The following is a 17,854-nucleotide window of genomic DNA, read 5'->3' as shown; positions in this document are numbered from 1 at the left end:
CGCGGCGGCGCGCCGCTACGCTTAACCGCTGCCGACCGCGCGTGCGCGAAACGCCCGCGCACGGTTGCCCGCTCGCGCGACGCGGCCGGACAATGCCGCCGCCGCATCGGAACCAATCGCGACAGCTCCTGTCGCAAACACGATGTCCAAAGCCGGAAGCGAATCGCCATGAGCTCACCCACCCGCGTCCTGCCCTGGATGCTCGCTTTTCTGTGCGCGGTCGCCGTGCTCGCCGCGCTGTTGGCGACTCGGCTCGGCGCGATCTTCGCCGCCAACCCGTTCTTCAACGGCGTGATCCTGGCCGTGCTCGCCGCCGGCGTCATCGTCAATCTGCGTCAGATCTTCGTGCTCTCGCGCGAAGTCGCCTGGATCGAAGCGTTCCGCCGCACCAATCCCGATCAGCGCGCACCGGGCAAGCCGCGTTTGCTGGCGCCGATGGCGCGCATGCTCGACGGCCGCGAGCGCAGCCGCGCGGCGCTGTCGGCGCAGTCGATGCGTACCATCCTCGACAGCGTGCAGCTGCGGCTGGAGGAGTCGCGCGACCTGTCGCGCTATCTGATCGGCCTTTCGATCTTCCTCGGCCTGCTCGGTACGTTCTGGGGTCTGCTCGTCACGATCCGCTCGGTGTCCGACATCATCGGCACGCTCAACGTCGGCAACGACGCGGTGACGATGTTCGGCGCGCTGAAAGAAAATCTGAAGGAACCGCTCGGCGGCATGTCGACCAGTTTCTCGACGTCGCTGTTCGGCCTGGCCAGCTCGTTGGTGATCGGTTTCCTCGACCTGCAAGCCGGGCACGCGCAGAACCGCTTCTACAACGAACTGGAGGAATGGCTGTCGGGCATGACGCGGCTGTCGTCGGGTTCGAGCTTCGAAGCCGACGCTTCGGTGCCGGCTTACGTGCAGGCGCTGCTCGAGCAGACCGCCGACGGCCTCGATCGCATGCAACGCGCGGTCGTCGAATCGGAGCGCGAGCGCCACGGCACCAACCAGCAGCTGGGCGAACTCGGCGCCCAACTCGGCCGCCTCGCCGACCTGCTCGGCCGCGACGTACGCGAACGCCACGCTGCCGCCGAGACGCAGGACGAACTGAAGAGCGTGCTGCGCCAGCTCGCCGCGCAGAACCAAGCACCGGCGAGCTTGTCCGACGAGCTGCGCAGCGAGCTGCGCCTGCTCTCGCGCACGATCGCCGCTGCGCTCGACGGCCAGCGCACGCGCGCGCCGGCAGCGGCCACCAACGAGCGCATGGTCGCCGAGCGCGAGCCGCGTCGATGAGTGGTCTTTTGCGCCGGCGCCGCGCGTTCGACATCTGGCCCGGTTTCGTCGATGCGCTGACCTCGCTGGTCATGGTGATGATCTTCGTGCTCTTGATCTTCGCGATCGGGCAGTTCGTGCTCAGCGACACGCTGGCGGGCAAGAACCGCGCGCTCGATGCGCTCAACGCGAAGGTCGCCGAGCTGGCCAAGACACTGTCGCTGTCGGAAGAACAGAAGCTCGCGCTCGACGCGCGCGCGAAGGAACTGGCCGCTTCGCTCGGCACGCTCAGCGGCGAACGCGACGCGGCCACCAGCGAAGCGGCCAAGCTCAACGCCGACATCGCCGCTCTGACCGCACTCAAGCAGCAGCTCGAAGCGCAGGTTGCGAGCATGGCGGCCCAGCTCGACTCGTCCAAGCAGGACCTGGTCAAGCAGACCGACCTGACCTCGGCCGCGAGCGCGCAGGTGGAACTGCTCAATCGCCAGCTCGCTGCCTTGAACGAGCAGCTCGGCAAGATCCAGGCCGCGCTCGACATCGCGAACAAGGACGTGAAGACGAAGGACGCCAAGATCGCCGACCTCGGCAAGCAGCTCAACATCGCGCTCGCCAACCGCGTCGGCGAACTCGAACGCTACCGCTCGGAATTCTTCGGCAAGCTGCGCCAGGCGCTCGGCGATCGCAGCGACGTGCGCGTCGTCGGCGACCGCTTCGTGCTGCCGACCGACATCCTGTTCGACTCCGGCTCGGCCGACTTGGGCGAGGCGGCACAGCAGCGGCTGGCAATGCTGGCCGAGACGGTCAAAGAAGTGGCGGCCGAGATTCCGTCCGGCATCGACTGGGTGCTGCGCATCGACGGCCATACCGACAAGCGCCCGATCAACACGCCGCGCTTCCCGTCGAACTGGGAACTGTCGAGCGCGCGCGCGGTGGCGATCGTGAAGTATCTGGTCGTACAGGGCATTCCGGCGCACCGCGTCTCGGCCAACGGCTTCGGTTCGTTCCAGCCGCTCGACGGCGCCGATACGCCGGAGGCGTATGCGAAGAATCGGCGTATCGAGATTCAGTTGACCAATCGGTGACAGACCGATGCAGGAAACTCGTCAGTGCTTCAATTCAGTGGAGCGCGAAGCGGCTTCGGCTTGAATGAATGGATTCGCGACAACCTGCGTAATCCGATAGAGCACTTCGAACGCGCGCTTACGAACGCGGCGGCGCCGCCTCACGCTGACTGACCACCACACTGCCGAGAATCAGCGCGCCCGCGACCAGCATGGTCAACGTCGGTTGCTCGCCGAGCAGCAACCAAGCCCAGCCGACGCCGAACAGCGGCACCAAGTACGTATTGGTCGAGGCGCGCGAAGCGCTGATGCGTTGGATCAGCTGGAAGAACAGCGCGTAGGCGATGCCGGTGCAGAGCACGCCGAGCGTGCCGGCAGCGAGCCAGGACTTCAGTGGCGGCGAGGTCACCGGCCAAGCGTAGAACGCCAGCGGCGCCAGCATCACCGCCGAGCAGCTCAGCGTACCGGCGACCGCCGCGGATGGCGGGATGCCGGCCAGCCAGTGCTTGGTGAAGTTGACCGCGAAGCCGTAACAGACCGAGGCCAATGTGCCGGCCAACGCGGCCGCGCCGATGCTCTCGCCTTCGATCTTGCCGCTCGCCAAGACGACCACGCCGATGAAGCCCGTGACCAAGGCGATCGCGCGGCGCGTGCCGATGCGGTCGCCGTAGACGAAGAACGCGACCAGCGCGGTGAACAAAACGGTCGTGCTGTTGGCGATCGCGCCGATGCCGGCCGGCGCGCGCGCTGCGCCCCAGGCGAACAGCGAGAACGGGATCGCCGAGTTCAAGGCCCCGATCACGGCGAAACGACGCCAATGCGCGAAGGTCAGCAGACGGCGCGCGCGCCACAGAAACGGCATCAGTACCAAGGCGCCGAGCACGATGCGCACTTCGACCAGGGCGAAGGCGCCGAAGTCCTTCGCGGCGACACGCATGAAGAGGAACGAGCCGCCCCAGATCGCGCCGAGCAAGGTCAGTTCGAGCGGCGTGCGCCAGTCGGCGGACTGCGCCGCGGCGGCGCCAGGGGTCGAATCGGCCATCGGATCTTCGCTCGGCAGGTCGGGGACGGTCGCGTTCAAACTTCGGCCTTGAAAGTCCGGCCGAGTCGAGCGCCCGCTGCGACATAGTGCCGGAATACATAAAGCAAAGGGTCGAAACGCATCGGGTCGACGTGCTGGCTGTCGGGCACCACGATGTCGGCGTGCGCATGCACCGCGACGATCTCGACCTCGGCGATGGCGAAGTAGCCGGCGTCCTCGCGCCAGGCGGGCAAGTCGCGCCGGCGCACCTCGACCAGACGTGCTTCCAACTGCAGCGGACACTCGGCGATCCGCGGCGGCCGCACCGCGGTCGACGTGCACGCAGTCAGACCGGCGGCGGCGAATTTGTCGGGCTGGTGGCGATAGCCGGCCTCGTGTTTCCACGCCGGCACGCGTGCGCAGCCGGTCGTGCGCGCGATCGCCTCGATCGACGACCACAGCGCCGGCGCGGCGACGTTCAGCACCGCTTCGCGCTCGCGTTCCAGATTCGCCAGCCCCTGGCCGCCGCCGGAGAGGCCGAGCACGACGCGATCGGCCAAGGCCCAGGCCGAGGACATCGGCGTGATGTTGGCGCTGCCGTCCGGATTGCGGCTGGTGATCAGCAGCACCGGTGTGCCGAAGTACAGAATGCTCGGTTGGATAGGAATAGAGTCGGGGACCGATTTCATCCGGCAAGTGTGCGGTCGCACGGCGCCGCTCGCTTCGCCTCGCGACGAAGCGAGCGCGCCGCGCTCGCGCTACTCTCACCGCGTGTCCCTCGCCAGTCCCGTCACTCGCTTCCAACTCGCCGAGATCGGCAGCCTGCTCGCCGATCCGGCGCGCGTGGCGATCCTGCTCGCGCTGATGGACGGCAGTGCGCGACCGGCGACCGAACTCGCCGCGCTGGCCGGCGTGTCCGCCTCGACCGCGAGCGAACATCTGCGCAAGCTCGGTGCCGGCGGTCTGCTGGCGGTGCTGGTGCAGGGACGTCACCGCTACTACCGTCTGGCCGATGACGAAGTCGCGCATCTGCTCGAAACCTTGGTCGTGCTGCGCTCGGCGCCGCGGCAGGCCGCACGCGTCGCGCAGGCGCAACCGGCGTTGGCGTATGCGCGCACCTGCTATGGGCATCTCGCCGGCCAGCTCGGCGTCGCCTTATTCGACACTCTACGTGCTCGTCACGACTTGCTGCTCACGGCCGATTCGCTGCAGCTGGCGCCGCAAGGATCGGAACGACTGCGCGAGGCCGGCCTGCTCGATGCCGACGAAGATCTGGGACGGCTGCGCGGACGCAGCTGCCTCGATTGGACCGAACGGCGCTTCCATTTGGCCGGCGCGCTCGGCCGCGAATTGACTCAGCGCCTGTTCGACCGGCGCTGGCTGCGCCGCGTCGAAGGTTCGCGCACGCTCGCTCTCAGCGCAGCCGGGCGCGCCGGACTGCGCGTGCTCGGCATCGAGGGCCGCGCGCACGGTGCTTGAGCGCGGCGGAGTCGGCTCTCAAACGCGTCCGCAGCGCAGATGGAAATCCCAATGCACCTCGCGCACGCGTGCCGCATCGCCCCAGGCGTCGAGCAACTCGGCTTCGACCAACGCGACCGGATCGACGCCGTGCGCCCGGATGTAACCCTGCGTGCCGGACCACGAGCGCAGATAGATGAGGAACTGCGCGGCATCCCACTGCGAGCGCATCGCGAAGGCCGGCGCTGCGAGTTCTTCGAACGGAAACGGCAGGTCGCGATAGCCGTTCTCGACGTGCACGCGCTCGGGTGCCCAATACGGACCGGTCAGATCGACGTAGAGCCGCCGCTTGATCGCGTCGATGGTCGCGTCGATGCGGCAATCGGCATAGGTCCAGGCTGCGAACAGACCGCCCGGCTTGGCGACGCGATGCACTTCGGCGTAGAAGCGCGGCAGCTCGAACCAATGCAGTGCTTGCGCGACGGTGACGAGATCGGCGCTGGCGCCATCGAGCCCACAGCGCTCAGCCGGCTCGACGCGGTAGTCGATGTTCGCGCGTGCTTCGGCGTTGCCGATCTGCTTTTCGCTCGGGTCGCTGGCGTAGACACGCGCGAAGCGCTGCGCCAGCGCGACGCTGGCCTGGCCGTTGCCGCAGCCTGCGTCCCAGACCAAATCGCGTGCCGGCGCTTGTGCGGCGAGCCAGTCGAACAAGGCATCCGGATAAGTCGGACGCGCGGCATGGTAGATGTCGGCGTGAGCGGAGAAGAGATCTTTGAAGGTCATGGGTCTACGCGAGTCGTCGCGATTGGCCGGGAAGCAGTTCGCCGAGTTCGTAATCGCCGAGGCGCTCGCGAATCAGGCGCAGCGTCGGCAAGCCGACCGCGGCGGTCATGCGACGCACCTGACGGTTGCGGCCTTCGCGAATGGTGAGGCGGAGCCAGGCATCGGGTACGGTTTTGCGCAAGCGGATCGGCGGATCACGCGGCCATAGATCCAACGGCGGCACGGACAAGGCCTCGGCTTCGGCCGGCCGCGTGCGGCCGTCGTTGAGATCGACACCATTGCGCAGCGCCGCCAGCGCCGCTGCGCTCGGCGTGCCTTCGACCTGCACCAGATAGGTCTTGGCCAGCTTGTGGCGCGGGTCGGTGAGCCGATGTGCGAGCGTGCCGTCGTCGGTCAGCACCAACAAGCCCTCGCTGTCGTAATCCAGCCGTCCAGCCGCATAGACGTCCCTATCGCGGACGAACTCCGATAGCGTGCGGCGCGGCGGCGTGCTGCGGTCGGTGAACTGGCACAGCACGCCGTAGGGCTTGTTCAGCAGGATCAGCATGCACGGCGACGCATCGCCCTTGGCTTACTGCTTGGCCGCGCCCTTGTCGCCGCCATCGAAGATCTGATCGCCCTTCGGCTTGACGAACTTCAAGGTCATGCGATCCGATTCGCCGATGGCGAGGTACTTCTCGCGATCCTTGTCCTTCAGCGCCAAGGTCGGCGGCAGGGTCCAGACGCCCTTCTCGTAGTCCTTGGTGTCCTTCGGATTGGCGTTGATCTCGCTTTGCTCGACCAGCTTGAAGCCGGCGTCGGTGGCGAGCTTGATGACGTAGTCCTGCGGCAGGTAACCCGATTCCTTGATCTTCTCGAAATCGGCGCCGGCTGCGGCGCGATGGTCGACCACGCCGAGCGTGCCGCCGGGCTTGAGCACCTCGAAGAAGCCCTTGAACATCGGCGCGGCGGTGCCGTCCTCGGTCCAGTTGTGTACGTTGCGGAAGGTCAGCACGACATCGGCCGATGCCGGCGCGCCGAACGAAGGGGCTTTCGGATCGAACTCGACCAGCTTCACCGCATCGTATTGCGCCGGCTTCTCCTGCAGCTTGGCGCGATACTTCTCGTTGTTCTTGCGCGTGTAGTCGGAAGCGGAATCCTGCGCGATCGCGGCGGAGTACGTGCCCGCGCCCTTGAGCAGCGGCGCCAGTACTTCGGTGTACCAGCCACCGCCGCCGGGCGTGATCTCGATCAGCGCGTCGCTCGACTTCACTCCGAAAAATTCCAGCGTCTGCTTCGGATGACGATACGGGTCGCGGGCCTTGTTTTCCGGCGCGCGCCAGTCGCCCGCGAGCACCTGATCGAGGGTGACGGCGGACAGATCGCTGGCGCTGCGTGGTGCGGCCGGCTGCGCCGGCTGATCGGCCGGAGCGGTCTTCGGCGCGGCGGCGGTCGGTGCCGCCGATTGGTCGGCGCCGCAGGCGGCGAGCGCCGCTACCAGCGGCAGCAGACAGACGAGCTTGTTCATGCGGTGACCCCTCAGAATGCAGTTCGGCGCGTGGCGCGCCGGGCCGAGCAGGGTAGCACAGGGCCCTATGCGTTCATGCCGGAGCAGCTCACCAGCGATTCATCCTGCGGCGTGCATGGTTCCTGCGAGGACGACCATTCATCGTCCTTTCGCACGGGAGTGATTGTCCCGCCACGCGTAAAGCAAGGAGGTTTCATGCTGCACTACGCCATCGTGTTTCTGGTCATTGCGCTGATCGCCGGCGTGCTCGGTTTCGGCGGCATCGCCGGCGCGGCCGCCGGCATCGCGAAGATCCTGTTCCTGATCTTCCTGGTGTTGTTCGTCGCCTCGCTGGTCATGGGCCGACGCGGCCCGCGCGCCTAGGTGCCTGCGCGGCCGGGGCGTGAGCGCCCCGGCCGCGTTCTATCAGACAAGTTCAATCGGGCAGACGTGCGGACGGCGGATACGGTGCGACGTCGACGTGTTCTCCGGCGCGAAACCGCTGCTGCAGCGCCTGCCACCAGGTCGCGTCGAAGATTTCCGGATGTGCGCGCAGCAGCGCGTTGCGCAGTGCTTCGGGCAAGCCGAGAAAGCGTGGAAACTGTTCGGGGAAGACGTCGTTGTCGCGCACGCTGAGCCAGTCTTCGAACGGGCGCGTTTCGTCGCCCTCGCGCGCCTGCGGCAGGCGGCGGAAGCGGCATTGTTCGACCAGGCAGAGTTCGTCGTAGTCGTAGAAGATCGCGCGGCCGATGCGCGAGACGCCGAAGTTCTTCAGCAGCAAATCGCCCGGGAAGATATTGCTGCGCGCGAGGTCCTTGATCGCCTGGCCGTAGTCGAGCACCGCGCGTTCGGCCGCTTCGGGCGACGCTTCGCGCGCATACAAGTTGAGCGGCCGCAGGCGGCGTTCGATGTAGCAATGCCGCACCACCACTTCCTCGCCGTCGAGCTCGACCGTTTCGGCGCATCCTTCGAGTAACTCGGCCAGCATGTCCGTATCGAATTGGCGGCGCGGAAAACGCAGGTTGCGGAATTCCTGCGCGTCGACCAAGCGGCCGACGCGGTCGTAGCCGAACACTAGGCGATATTTCTCTTCGACTTGGCGCCGCGCGATGTCCTTCGGATAGGCGAAGCGGTCGCGGATCAGCTTGATCACCACCGGATAGTCGCGCGGCGTAAACACCGCCATGACCATGCCGCGCTCACCGTCGGCGCGCACGAGGCGCTCGTCGGGGTGCGCGGAGAGATGGCGGAACAGATGCCGATAGCGTTCGGTCTTGCCCTGCTTGAGTCGGCCGAGCACGCTGTAGATCTCGCCGACCGGTTTGTGCGGCATCAGCGCTTCGAGGAACACGACGGTGTCGCCGATCGTCGGCAGGTCGGCGTGAAACGCGCTGCGCGCGTAGCCGAACAAGAGCGAGATCTGGTTGAGATTGGTCAGCACAGCGTCAGCGTGCACGCCACTCGGTGTGCTGGTCAGTGCGATCACCAGCGGCGTGCCGCCGTCGCCGTCGTCGATGCGGCCGACCAGGTAGGCACGGCGTTCGCGATAGAACACCGGCCGCAAGAGTTCGATCGCCCGCAGCGGCACGCCGTCCTCGACCGTGCGCTCGGCGATCTCCTGCGCGATGGTGGCGGCGGCACGCGCGGGGTCGACGTAGCCGGTCGCGAACGAATAGTCGCCGAGGATGCGCACGCAGGCGGCGATCAGATCGTGCTCGAGCTCGTAGCGGTTGAGCGCCACCGGCTCGGCGATGCCGACGGTCGGCTCGATATCGAGCGCGACGAATTCGATCTCCGCATCGACACCGAGCGTGTGGAAGAAGCGGCGCGAGAGCGTATTGAAGAAAGTCTTGGTCAGCTCGCGATCGATCAGCGCCTGCACCTGCGCTTCGTAGTCGCGCCGCATCGATGCCCACAGCGCGCGCGAGCGCACACGGTCATCGAGCAGGAGTTCGAGCCGGTCCAGTGTTTCGGCGACGCAGACGTCGTACAGATCGATGCGCGCGACCGCGTCGGTCTGCGCGGCACGCCAATCGCGCTGCTCGAAATGCCGCTTGGAACGCCGCGTGATGTCGGCGAAGCGTTCGTTGTAGTCGAGAAACGCATCGAGAATCAGCGCGGCGGCGCGCGCCGGCATGGCGGCGCTGGAATCGGCGGAACGCGGCGGGGTCGACACCATCGCTCCGAGTCTAGCCGATCCCCAAAAAATCAAGGCCGCCTCGCGGCGGCCTTGTCGCTCGGGGCAGAGCGAGAGGACCTGAGTAATCGGGATGTGTACTTTTTCTTCGGAGCTGCGAAGTCAGCGCAGCGGCACCTGCGCAGCTTTCGAAAGCGGATCGAATCCGTCGACGAAGATGAAATCGGAATAGACCGTGGGCAGCGCGGCGAGGCCTTCGCGCGGCTGTCCGCCGATCGTCTTGAATTCTCCGCCTACGTACAGGTCGTTTGCCGCACCGATCGCCAGCGCAGCGATTCCGTACTCGCTGGCCGGATTCCAAGTCGCATCGGCCGAGCCGGTGCCGCCGCCCGACAGCTTGGCCAAACCCGTGCGCGTCTGGCCGCCGACCATGCGGAAATCGCCCGCCGCGTAGACGTTGCCGGCCGTATCGACCTCGAGCGCATGAACCCGATCATTGGCGGCGGGATTCCAATCCGGGTCGGCCGCACCGACATCGTCAGGCGCCAGCTTGGCGATGTTGGAGCGCGCTTGGCCGCCGATTTGCGAGAAGGTTCCCGCCGCGTAGAGATAACCTTTCTGGTCGATCTTCAACGCCAGTACGCGTCCACTTGCTGCGGGATTCCACGTCGGATCCGCAGTGCCCGACCCCGTGCCGGAAAGCTTCGCGATGCGGAGGCGCGCTTGACCGCCGGTGCTGGTGAAGCTGCCGCCGATATAGACGTTGCCTGCCTCGTCGCAGACCAACGCGTCCACGCCGCCACCGGCCGAACCCGGATTCCAGTCCAGATCGACCTCGCCGGTACCGCTGGCCGACAGCTTCGCTATGCCGTCGCGAGCCACGCCACCGATCGTCCGGAAGGTGCCGGCAGCGTACACGTGGCCATTCGCGTCAGTCGCCAGGGCCGATACGCCCCAGTCGGTGTGTGGGTCCCAGTGCGGATCGATCTGATACCCCAACTCGCGCGAAATCTTGGCGAGCCCGCCGCGCGCCAACCCTCCGAGCGATTCGAAGTCGCCTCCCACGTAGACGTCGCCGGCGGCGTCGACGGCCAAGGCTTTGATCTCGCCCACGGCGGGCATCTGCCATTCCGCATCGAGCGTACCGTCGGCGCGAAGTCGCAGCAGGCGCTCGCGCCCCAAGCCGTCGGCCTTCTCGAACCAACCGCTGACGAGCATGCCGCCGTCCGGCAGGCGCACCAGCGCCTCGACGCGCGCCGGCGTTTCCACATCGACCGCGCCTGCGACCGTACTGCTGTTCTCGGTGGAGACGGCGGCGAAGCCGAGCCGGGATTGGCCTGCAATTGCGCCGAACTGTCCGCCGACATAAATCTTGCCGGCCGAACCGGCGAGCAATGCCTTGACTCGGCCTTCGGTCGAGGCATTCCACGTCAGGTCGATTACGCCGGCGCCACTGCCCGACAGTTTGGCCAGGCCGGTGTATGGCTGCCCGCCGATCGCATTGAACTCTCCGCCCGCGTAGACACTGCCGTCGGCACCGCTGGCGAGCGCCAGAATGGTGTTGTTCGGCAGCGGCTTCCAGTCCGGATCGATCGCCCCGGCACCGCTGCTGGCGAGTTTGGCCAGACCGCGGCGAGCCTGCCCGCCGATCGTATAGAACCCTCCGCCGACGTAAAGATTACCGGCCCGGTCCAGCGCCAGCGCTTCGACCGCATCATCGGCCGACGGAGTCCATTGCGAATCGATCTCACCGGACGCGAGCGAAAACTTGGCGACATTCGCGCGCGGATGTGCGTCGATGTGCGAGAACTGCCCGCCGACATAGAGCGCATCCCCGTCGACCGCGAGCGCTTGGACGCGCGTGGACGACGAACCGGAGAGCATCTTGTTCCAACCCGGATCGGCCGCGCCGCTCCCCTCGCCCGACAGCTTGGCCAGACGGGTGCGCGGCTGTCCGCCGATGCTCTCGAAGAGCCCACCGGCGTAGACGTTGCCCAGCGCGTCCACCGCGAGGGCGTCCACAGACCCATCCGGCTTCGGCTCCCACTCCGCGTCGAGCGAGCCGTCGGGCCGGATCTTGGCCAGATTCTCGCGCGGCTGGCCATTGACCGTATAGAAGAAGCCGCCTACGTACACGTTGCCGGCGGCATCGGCTGCGAGCGAGCCGATCGTGCCGTATACCTCGGGGCTCCAATCCGCGAGCGAACCGTCCGCAGCGAGCTTGGCGATGTTGCCGCGCGGCACGCCGTTGACCGAGTCGAAAAACCCACCGAACACGACACTGCCGTCCGCCAACTGGACCATCGCACTCACGTCGCCGCCGAGCGCGAGGTGCAGCTTGGGTGCGGGCAAGGGCGCTGGATTTTGCGCACGGCTGGGAGCGGTCGAGCCCACTCCCAGCAGAACCAGCGCGGCGAAGCCGAATCGCCGCCAGCATCCGCTGGCCGGGATCTTCAAGGTCATGTATCGGCTCAGCCGTCGAAGCCGTTGGCGAAGATCTTGTCGATCGGATTGGGCAATGCGGTGGTGATCATGGTCTCGCCATAGGTCGCCAAGCTGGCGTGCACCAGAAGCGAGCCGTCGGAACCGATCCAGTAGTCGCCGCCGCGGCTGTAGGGCGCTGCGCCGTTGTCGATCGAATAGCTGTTGACCGTCGCTTGCGCGATGCCGCTAGCGGTCGGCACCGAAACGGCCTGGTCCTTCTTGAGCAGGCGTAGCTTGGTGCCGTCCTTCTTCAGCAGCCACACGGCGTATTCCGATTGCGGCTGAGTACGCGCTTCGGCCACGATGTCGCCGTTGGCGAGCACGGCGTTGCCGTAGAAGACGTCCCAGGAACGCCCTGGTTCCGGGCCGGTCTCCAACAGTCCGCCGGTCAAGGCGACCAGTTCCGGCGAACCGCCCGCCTTGGCGCGCCACAAGCCCGAAACCGTGCTGTCGGTGGTTCGGACCGAGGCCTGGAACGCCGCGTAGTCGCCGGCCGAGGTCAGCGAGCTCGTGTTGAACGAATTCCAAGTCGAACCGCGCCAATTCGGCCCGTATTGACCGGCATCGTCGTTCATCGCCATCGGCTTGGCGCTGGTGCCGTCGTGCCAGAACAGACCGGTGCGCGAGCTGTCCGACGACGTCGGACGGAAGCTGGCGAAGAAGTAGATCGAACCGGGATTGCCCGGATAGGCCGGGTCGAAGCCGGTGAACACCGCGGTCGCGATGCCGATGTCGGGTCCGCGCGCGCCGGCCTCGTTGTTGCGCACGATCGCGCGCGGGGCCGCGCCGGAGCACAGCTCCCAGATACCCGAGCCGCTGCTGGCGGAAAGCGCGCCGTAGACGCGATTGTCCGTGGTCACGGTCAGGTCGCCCATGCCCCAAGTCGTGTCGAAGTAGTCGCCGTCGGCGAGGCCGGGCGCCAGGTTGCGGTTGGTGGAGTTCCGCAGCATCGCGCACGGCGTCGCGTTCTGTCCCGGCACGGCCTTGGCCATGTACAGGTTCGAGCCGCCGGTGGGCGAGAGCGTGTAGGCGTTGATCAGGACCTGGCCGCCGTTCAACGCGCGCGCGCTCGAAAACGTGTCGGACTGGTTCTGGTAGACCCAGCCCTCGCCGATGTTCGGGCTCAGAGCGCCGCTGTCGATGCTGCTGCGCGCGATTTCGACGTTCTTGGTGGTGTCCCAGCGCCACACGCCCCAGGTCGCGGTGGTGTTGTCGTTGGGTACGCCGGCGCGCGCGATGAAGACGCGCTGGCCGTCGGCGCCGGCACCCGAGCCGCCCGTGTTGATCGAGGAGAACACGTTGGTGGCGTCGGCGCCGGTGCGGCCTGGGCCTTGCGCGCCGGTCACGCCGTATTTGGTGTACTGCGTCCAGGTGCCCTGGCGCAGCGTCCAATACCCTTGCGCCGCGTCGGGGCTGGTCACGCGCACGCCGATGTAGCCCTTGCCGACATCGCCCAGGATCTCGTCGGTCACGCTGCGGCTGCCGGCCGGCAGTCCCGGAACCGTGACGGTGCTGTTGTCGCCGATGACGACACGCCAGGGAGCGGTCTGGGCGGAAGCGATCGGGCCTTGGCCCAGGAGAACCGCCACGGCGGCGGCGAGGAGCGTCTTTTTCATTGCAAATCCCTACGGTTCGAAAAGTAGAAGCGCACGCGAGCGGGCGCGCGCGACACCGGGCCTAGTGTCGGCACCGGCACGCGCCAAGTCGGCACGGGCCGTAAACGGCGCGGTAACGGATTGGAAACGGCGACCGAAAAGGCCGGCCGACGAGGCGGCGGGCGCGACGAAACCGGCTCGCCGCGTACGGCGAGGTCATCGATCGGACACGTGAAGCCGCCCCCGAAGCGACGTCCGGGGGCGGCGAGCGATCACATCGCAGCGATCAGACGATCGCCGAACTCCGAACATTTCACTTCGGTGGCACCTTCCATCAGGCGCGCGAAGTCGTACGTCACGTGCTTGGCGCCGATCGCCTTGTCCATCGCCGCGATGATCGCGTCGGCGGCCTCGGTCCATCCCATGTAACGCAGCATCATCTCGCCCGACAGGATCACCGAACCCGGATTGACCTTGTCCAGACCCGCGTACTTCGGCGCGGTGCCGTGGGTCGCCTCGAACACGGCGTGGCCGGTCACGTAGTTGATGTTGCCGCCCGGCGCGATGCCGATGCCGCCGACCTGAGCGGCGAGCGCGTCGCTGAGGTAGTCGCCGTTGAGGTTCAGCGTCGCCACCACGTCGTACTCGGCCGGGCGCAGCAGGATCTGCTGCAGGAACGCATCGGCGATCGCGTCCTTGACCGTGATGGTCTTGCCGGTCTTGGGGTTCTTGAACGTGCACCACGGACCGCCGTCGAGCTCGACCGCGCCGAACTCGCGCTGCGCCAGGGCGTAGCCCCAGTCGCGGAACGCGCCTTCGGTGAACTTCATGATGTTGCCCTTGTGCACCAAGGTCACCGAGCTGCGGTCGTTGTCGACCGCGTACTGCATCGCGGCGCGCACCAGGCGCTCGGTGCCTTCCTTCGACACCGGCTTGATGCCGAAGCCGGAGGTGGCCGGGAAGCGAACCTTCTTGTAGCGGTCCGGGAAGTGCTCCTTCAGCAAGGCGGCGAACTTGATCGCGTCCTCGCTGCCTTCCTGGAATTCGATGCCGGCGTAGATGTCCTCGGTGTTCTCGCGGAAGATCGTCATGTCGACCTTGGAAGGGTCCTTCACCGGCGAGGGCACGCCCTTGAACCAGCGCACCGGGCGCAGGCAGGTGTAGAGGTCGAGCATCTGCCGCAAGGCGACGTTCAGCGAGCGGATGCCGCCGCCGACCGGCGTCGTCAGCGGGCCTTTGATCGACACGAGGTAGTCGCGACACGCCGTCACGGTCGAGTCCGGCAGCCAGTTACCGACCTGATTGAACGCCTTCTCGCCGGCCAGCACTTCCAGCCAGTGGATCTTGCGCTGACCGCCGTAGGACTTGGCCACCGCGGCGTCGAGCACGCGCACCGAAGCGCGCCAGATGTCGGGACCGGTGCCGTCGCCTTCGATGAACGGCACGATCGGGTTCGGCGGCACGTTCAGCACGCCGCCTGCAATGGTGATCTTGGCGCCGCCGGCGGGTGGCGTTGACGATGGATCGGTCATGGAATTCTCCGGCAAAGACCAGGGGAGCGCGGCCATGGGCGGCTGCGCGGGAAATGCAGTCGCCCATTGTCGCGCGTTCGCGCCGATCTATGAAGCGGCGCGACGCCGATCTGCGCTGCGCCGCAAGAACCGTTGCGCACTCGTCGATGGTAGGTTTGCCTACAGCGGCGGGCGCTAGGGGGTGTCATGCGCATCGGCATCGTGGTCGATTCGGCCTGTGATCTTCCAGCCGAATTTTTGCGACAGCACGCGATCACCGTGCTGCCGATCGGCGTGCATTTGGACGGCGTCAGCCTGATCGACGACCGCGATCCGCAGGTACGGCAGCGCTTTCTCGACGAAAATCTCGGCGCGCGCGGGCATGCGGCGGAAACCGAGCCGTGTTCGGTCGAACAGATCCGCGACCTCTTCCTCAGCCGTCTCGTACTCGACTACGACTGCGTGTTCTGCCTGACCATCACCGCCACGCGCAGTCCGATTCACGCCAATGCCAGCCGCGCGAGTTTCGCGGTGCTGAAGGAATACCGTCCGATCCGCCACGAGGCCGGCGTGCCAGGACCCTTCCTGCTGCGCGTGATCGACACCGAGAATCTGTTCGCGGCGCAGGGCGTGACCGCGGCCGAAGCGGTGCGCCTGCGCGCGGCCGGGCACAACCCCGGCCAGATTCGCGAGCGGCTGGAGCACATCGCACGCAATACCTACGGCTACATGCTGCCGCGCGACCTCTACTACCTGCGTGCGCGCGCACAAAAGAAGGGCGATCACAGCGTCGGCTGGTTCAGCGTCGCACTCGGCACCGCGCTCGACATCAAACCGCTCTTGCGCGGCTATCGCGGCGAAACCGGCGCCGTGGCCAAGCTGCGCGGCTTCGAGCACGGCGCCGAGGTTCTGTTCAAGCACGCCGGCGAGCGCGTGCGCGCGGGCCTGCTGACGCCGGTGCTGTGCGTCAGCTACGGCGGCGATCCGGCCGAACTCGCCGGCTTGCCCGGCTACGCGGAATTGCAGGCGACGTGCGCGGAACACGCGGTCGAGCTGTACGAAAGCCCGATGAGCCTGACCGGGATGATCAACGTCGGTACGGGCGCGGTGACGATCGGTTTCGCCGCCGAGGAATATCAGGCCTCGTTCTGAGAGCCGCCCACGAAAAACGGCGCGGATCGCTCCGCGCCGTTTTCCGTGCGCCCGTGTCGACGGCGTAGACCGCTCACACGGGCGGAGAGCTTCCTGCGTTTACTTGACGCTGAAGTCCTTCGACGCCGCCGGCTTGCCGTCGAGCGTGATCTCGACCTTGTAGTTGCCGGCCGGCCAACCGTCGGGCTTGCTGATTTCGAACGCGGTCACGCTGGGGCCGTTCGGAGCGATCGTCTGGGTGGTTTCGCTGACCAGCTGACCGTCCTGATAGGTCCACTTGGCCACCAAGGCCGCAGTCGGCGCGCTGCCGGTGGTCGACACCGCGGCGTAGATCTTCTTGTCGGAAGCGGCAAACGTCGTCGTCGGCGCGGAGACCTTCTTGTCGTCGCCGATGGCGGTGCCGAGATCGACCGAGGCGACCGCGACCGGCGCCGGTGCCGGCGGAGGCGGCGTGGTCGGAACCGGCGGCGGAGCCGTGGTCGCGGCCGGCGGCGGCGCAGGCGGCGCCGGCTCTTCCTTCTTGCCGCAGGCGGAGAGCGCCAGCGCACCGGCCAGCGCAGCGATCAGGGTGACTTGTTGGCGTTGGATCTTCATCGTCTGGATTCTCCGTTTCAGGCCTTGGAGGCGGAATCAGCAGGAAGTTTCAGGACCTGGCCCGGCTGGATCAGGTCGGGATTGTCGAGCTGGTCGCGGTTGGCGTCGAAGATCTCGCGCCAGCGATTCGCGTTGCCGAGTACCTTCTTCGCGATCTTCGACAGGCTGTCGCCCTTGACCACGGTATAGGTCGCGGGAGCCGCCGGCTCCACCACCGGCGCGGTCGAACTGGCGCTGGACTGCACGTTGCTGAAATCCGCTTTCGGCGGTACCGGCGCCGTGGTTTGCGCGCCGCTCTGCACATTCGAAAAGTTCGGTTTGTTCGGGTCGCTGCCCATCGTCCGGTCTCCTCTCCGTTACGAACCTGAACATTACACCCCATTCCGCTTAACGGGGGGTGAGTACAGGCCGTAGGAAAGAATTACAAATCGCAACGCCGGCCATGTGACAGGTGCGTGAAGAATGCCGGGCAGGTCTTACTGCCTAGCCCCACGCGGATTGGGCGGCGAAGCGGGATGGCTGGCGCGCCAGGGATTGATGTCGAGCCCGCCACGCCGCGTGTAGCGCGCGTAGACCTGCAAGCGGGTTGGCGCAAAGCGGCGCATCAAGTCGACGTAGATGCGTTCGACGCATTGCTCGTGAAAGCCCGCATGTTCGCGGAACGAGACGAGATAACGCAGCAAACCGGCGCGATCGATGCGCGGGCCGGCATAGCGGATCTGCACGCTGGCCCAATCGGGCTGGCCGGTCACCGGACAATTGGACTTCAGCAGATCAGAGGTCAGGCTTTCCTCGACCTCGCCGCCCTCGGCAAGCACGCGCAGGTGTTCGGCATTCGGCGGGCCGTAGTCGTCGATCGCGACGTCGAGCGTGTCGACCGATTCGCCCTCGAGCTCGGCCAGGCGCACTTCCGCGAAACGCTCAGGCTTTGCGATCGCCACCTCGACCGCGGCGCCGGCAGCGGCCGACAGATCGCGCACGAGCGCCACGCGTAACGCGTCCGCATCGCCTAAGCGTTCCTGGTTGAAGCTGTTCAGATACAGCTTGAACGACTTCGATTCGATGATCGCCGGCGAGTCGGCCGGGACGCGAAACTCGGCCAAGCCGACCTGCGGCTTGCCGCGGGCGTCGAGCCAGGAGAGTTCGTACGCATTCCAGATGTCCACGCCGTGAAACGGCAAGGCGCCGTCGAGACCAAGCTCGGCGCGACCTTGCGCGCGCGGAATCGGAAACAACAGGCTCGCGTCGTAGCGGCTGGCGTAGCCGACCGACTGACCGAGCGGACTCGAATGGGGAGTGTTCACTGCGTGGATGCTCT

Annotated in this window: 17 protein-coding genes; 5 read left to right on the top strand and 12 right to left on the bottom strand. The window is 66.8% G+C overall.

Going from position 1 to position 17,854, the window contains the following annotated elements; translation table 11 throughout:
• The first annotated feature begins 168 nt into the window (after positions 1 to 168).
• The gene (locus tag AC3QL3_RS00635) at positions 169 to 1,275 is read left to right on the top strand and encodes a flagellar motor protein MotA (protein ID WP_492896280.1); all 1,107 of its coding nucleotides are present in this window, start codon (positions 169 to 171) and stop codon (positions 1,273 to 1,275) included.
• On the top strand, positions 1,272 to 2,336 hold the full coding sequence (locus AC3QL3_RS00630) for a peptidoglycan -binding protein (protein ID WP_492896279.1): 1,065 nt from the start codon (positions 1,272 to 1,274) through the stop codon (positions 2,334 to 2,336). Before AC3QL3_RS00635 ends, AC3QL3_RS00630 begins: the two co-directional genes overlap by 4 nt.
• A 118-nt stretch (positions 2,337 to 2,454) precedes the next feature.
• On the opposite strand, the gene AC3QL3_RS00625 is transcribed toward AC3QL3_RS00630, so the two are convergent.
• Positions 2,455 to 3,357, bottom strand: a complete 903-nt coding sequence (locus tag AC3QL3_RS00625; RefSeq protein WP_492898822.1) for a DMT family transporter — start codon at positions 3,355 to 3,357, stop codon at positions 2,455 to 2,457.
• 35 nt (positions 3,358 to 3,392) lie between these two features.
• Positions 3,393 to 4,025, bottom strand: coding sequence for a flavin reductase family protein (locus AC3QL3_RS00620; RefSeq protein WP_492896278.1), 633 nt, complete (start codon positions 4,023 to 4,025; stop codon positions 3,393 to 3,395).
• Positions 4,026 to 4,107: 82 nt separating this feature from the next.
• Between AC3QL3_RS00620 and AC3QL3_RS00615 the strand changes: the two genes are divergently transcribed.
• Complete coding sequence (locus tag AC3QL3_RS00615; RefSeq protein WP_492896277.1) at positions 4,108 to 4,815, top strand: ArsR/SmtB family transcription factor; 708 nt, start codon at positions 4,108 to 4,110, stop codon at positions 4,813 to 4,815.
• Between the two features lie 18 nt (positions 4,816 to 4,833).
• Here the strand turns inward: AC3QL3_RS00615 and AC3QL3_RS00610 are convergent, their stop codons facing one another.
• From AC3QL3_RS00610 to AC3QL3_RS00600, 3 genes are read right to left on the bottom strand one after another with little or no spacing between them, the layout of a single operon-like run.
• Complete coding sequence (locus AC3QL3_RS00610; RefSeq protein WP_492896276.1) at positions 4,834 to 5,577, bottom strand: class I SAM-dependent methyltransferase; 744 nt, start codon at positions 5,575 to 5,577, stop codon at positions 4,834 to 4,836.
• 4 nt (positions 5,578 to 5,581) lie between these two features.
• The gene (locus AC3QL3_RS00605; RefSeq protein ID WP_492896275.1) at positions 5,582 to 6,124 is read right to left on the bottom strand and encodes a pseudouridine synthase; all 543 of its coding nucleotides are present in this window, start codon (positions 6,122 to 6,124) and stop codon (positions 5,582 to 5,584) included.
• A 24-nt stretch (positions 6,125 to 6,148) separates the two neighbouring features.
• Complete coding sequence (locus tag AC3QL3_RS00600; protein ID WP_492896274.1) at positions 6,149 to 7,084, bottom strand: class I SAM-dependent methyltransferase; 936 nt, start codon at positions 7,082 to 7,084, stop codon at positions 6,149 to 6,151.
• A 195-nt stretch (positions 7,085 to 7,279) separates the two neighbouring features.
• On the opposite strand from AC3QL3_RS00600, the gene AC3QL3_RS00595 reads away from it, so the two are divergent.
• Complete coding sequence (locus AC3QL3_RS00595; protein WP_492896273.1) at positions 7,280 to 7,447, top strand: DUF1328 domain-containing protein; 168 nt, start codon at positions 7,280 to 7,282, stop codon at positions 7,445 to 7,447.
• A gap of 52 nt (positions 7,448 to 7,499) precedes the next feature.
• Here the strand turns inward: AC3QL3_RS00595 and aceK are convergent, their stop codons facing one another.
• The 4 genes from aceK to icd all read right to left on the bottom strand — a co-directional run bounded on the left by aceK (position 7,500) and on the right by icd (position 14,811).
• On the bottom strand, positions 7,500 to 9,242 hold the full coding sequence (gene aceK, locus AC3QL3_RS00590) for a bifunctional isocitrate dehydrogenase kinase/phosphatase (RefSeq protein ID WP_492896272.1): 1,743 nt from the start codon (positions 9,240 to 9,242) through the stop codon (positions 7,500 to 7,502).
• A 120-nt stretch (positions 9,243 to 9,362) separates the two neighbouring features.
• Positions 9,363 to 11,663, bottom strand: a complete 2,301-nt coding sequence (locus AC3QL3_RS00585) for a hypothetical protein (protein WP_492896271.1) — start codon at positions 11,661 to 11,663, stop codon at positions 9,363 to 9,365.
• 8 nt (positions 11,664 to 11,671) lie between these two features.
• Positions 11,672 to 13,300 (bottom strand): hypothetical protein, encoded by a 1,629-nt coding sequence (locus AC3QL3_RS00580; RefSeq protein ID WP_492896270.1) that lies wholly within the window; start codon positions 13,298 to 13,300, stop codon positions 11,672 to 11,674.
• Between the two features lie 251 nt (positions 13,301 to 13,551).
• Entirely contained in the window at positions 13,552 to 14,811 is a 1,260-nt protein-coding gene (gene icd / locus AC3QL3_RS00575; protein ID WP_492896269.1) for an NADP-dependent isocitrate dehydrogenase, read from the bottom strand.
• A gap of 186 nt (positions 14,812 to 14,997) precedes the next feature.
• Here icd and AC3QL3_RS00570 point away from each other — a divergent pair, with 186 nt between their 5' ends.
• On the top strand, positions 14,998 to 15,942 hold the full coding sequence (locus AC3QL3_RS00570; protein ID WP_492896268.1) for a DegV family protein: 945 nt from the start codon (positions 14,998 to 15,000) through the stop codon (positions 15,940 to 15,942).
• 99 nt (positions 15,943 to 16,041) lie between these two features.
• Here AC3QL3_RS00570 and AC3QL3_RS00565 read toward each other — a convergent pair whose 3' ends face one another.
• The 3 genes from AC3QL3_RS00565 to queF form a co-directional block, all read right to left on the bottom strand.
• On the bottom strand, positions 16,042 to 16,536 hold the full coding sequence (locus AC3QL3_RS00565; protein ID WP_492896266.1) for a hypothetical protein: 495 nt from the start codon (positions 16,534 to 16,536) through the stop codon (positions 16,042 to 16,044).
• Between the two features lie 17 nt (positions 16,537 to 16,553).
• A complete protein-coding gene (locus AC3QL3_RS00560) occupies positions 16,554 to 16,874 on the bottom strand; it encodes a LysM peptidoglycan-binding domain-containing protein (RefSeq protein ID WP_492896265.1) in 321 nt (106 codons plus the stop codon).
• A 138-nt stretch (positions 16,875 to 17,012) separates the two neighbouring features.
• The gene (queF, locus tag AC3QL3_RS00555) at positions 17,013 to 17,840 is read right to left on the bottom strand and encodes an NADPH-dependent 7-cyano-7-deazaguanine reductase QueF (RefSeq protein WP_492896264.1); all 828 of its coding nucleotides are present in this window, start codon (positions 17,838 to 17,840) and stop codon (positions 17,013 to 17,015) included.
• Positions 17,841 to 17,854: the final 14 nt, after the last annotated feature.

This window comes from Dokdonella sp. GW821-FHT11D02, from assembly GCF_058808595.1.
This window is presented reverse-complemented; position numbering and strand designations above follow the sequence as displayed.

Coding starts and splice junctions, on each gene's coding strand:
- AC3QL3_RS00585 (WP_492896271.1), bottom strand. CDS start 11,663: ATGACCTTGAAGATCCCGGCCAGCGGATGCTGGCGGCGATTCGGCTTC.
- AC3QL3_RS00570 (WP_492896268.1), top strand. CDS start 14,998: ATGCGCATCGGCATCGTGGTCGATTCGGCCTGTGATCTTCCAGCCGAA.
- AC3QL3_RS00635 (WP_492896280.1), top strand. CDS start 169: ATGAGCTCACCCACCCGCGTCCTGCCCTGGATGCTCGCTTTTCTGTGC.
- AC3QL3_RS00560 (WP_492896265.1), bottom strand. CDS start 16,874: ATGGGCAGCGACCCGAACAAACCGAACTTTTCGAATGTGCAGAGCGGC.
- AC3QL3_RS00620 (WP_492896278.1), bottom strand. CDS start 4,025: ATGAAATCGGTCCCCGACTCTATTCCTATCCAACCGAGCATTCTGTAC.
- AC3QL3_RS00580 (WP_492896270.1), bottom strand. CDS start 13,300: ATGAAAAAGACGCTCCTCGCCGCCGCCGTGGCGGTTCTCCTGGGCCAA.
- AC3QL3_RS00600 (WP_492896274.1), bottom strand. CDS start 7,084: ATGAACAAGCTCGTCTGTCTGCTGCCGCTGGTAGCGGCGCTCGCCGCC.
- AC3QL3_RS00630 (WP_492896279.1), top strand. CDS start 1,272: ATGAGTGGTCTTTTGCGCCGGCGCCGCGCGTTCGACATCTGGCCCGGT.
- AC3QL3_RS00625 (WP_492898822.1), bottom strand. CDS start 3,357: ATGGCCGATTCGACCCCTGGCGCCGCCGCGGCGCAGTCCGCCGACTGG.
- AC3QL3_RS00595 (WP_492896273.1), top strand. CDS start 7,280: ATGCTGCACTACGCCATCGTGTTTCTGGTCATTGCGCTGATCGCCGGC.
- AC3QL3_RS00565 (WP_492896266.1), bottom strand. CDS start 16,536: ATGAAGATCCAACGCCAACAAGTCACCCTGATCGCTGCGCTGGCCGGT.
- AC3QL3_RS00610 (WP_492896276.1), bottom strand. CDS start 5,577: ATGACCTTCAAAGATCTCTTCTCCGCTCACGCCGACATCTACCATGCC.
- aceK (WP_492896272.1), bottom strand. CDS start 9,242: ATGGTGTCGACCCCGCCGCGTTCCGCCGATTCCAGCGCCGCCATGCCG.
- icd (WP_492896269.1), bottom strand. CDS start 14,811: ATGACCGATCCATCGTCAACGCCACCCGCCGGCGGCGCCAAGATCACC.
- AC3QL3_RS00605 (WP_492896275.1), bottom strand. CDS start 6,124: ATGCTGATCCTGCTGAACAAGCCCTACGGCGTGCTGTGCCAGTTCACC.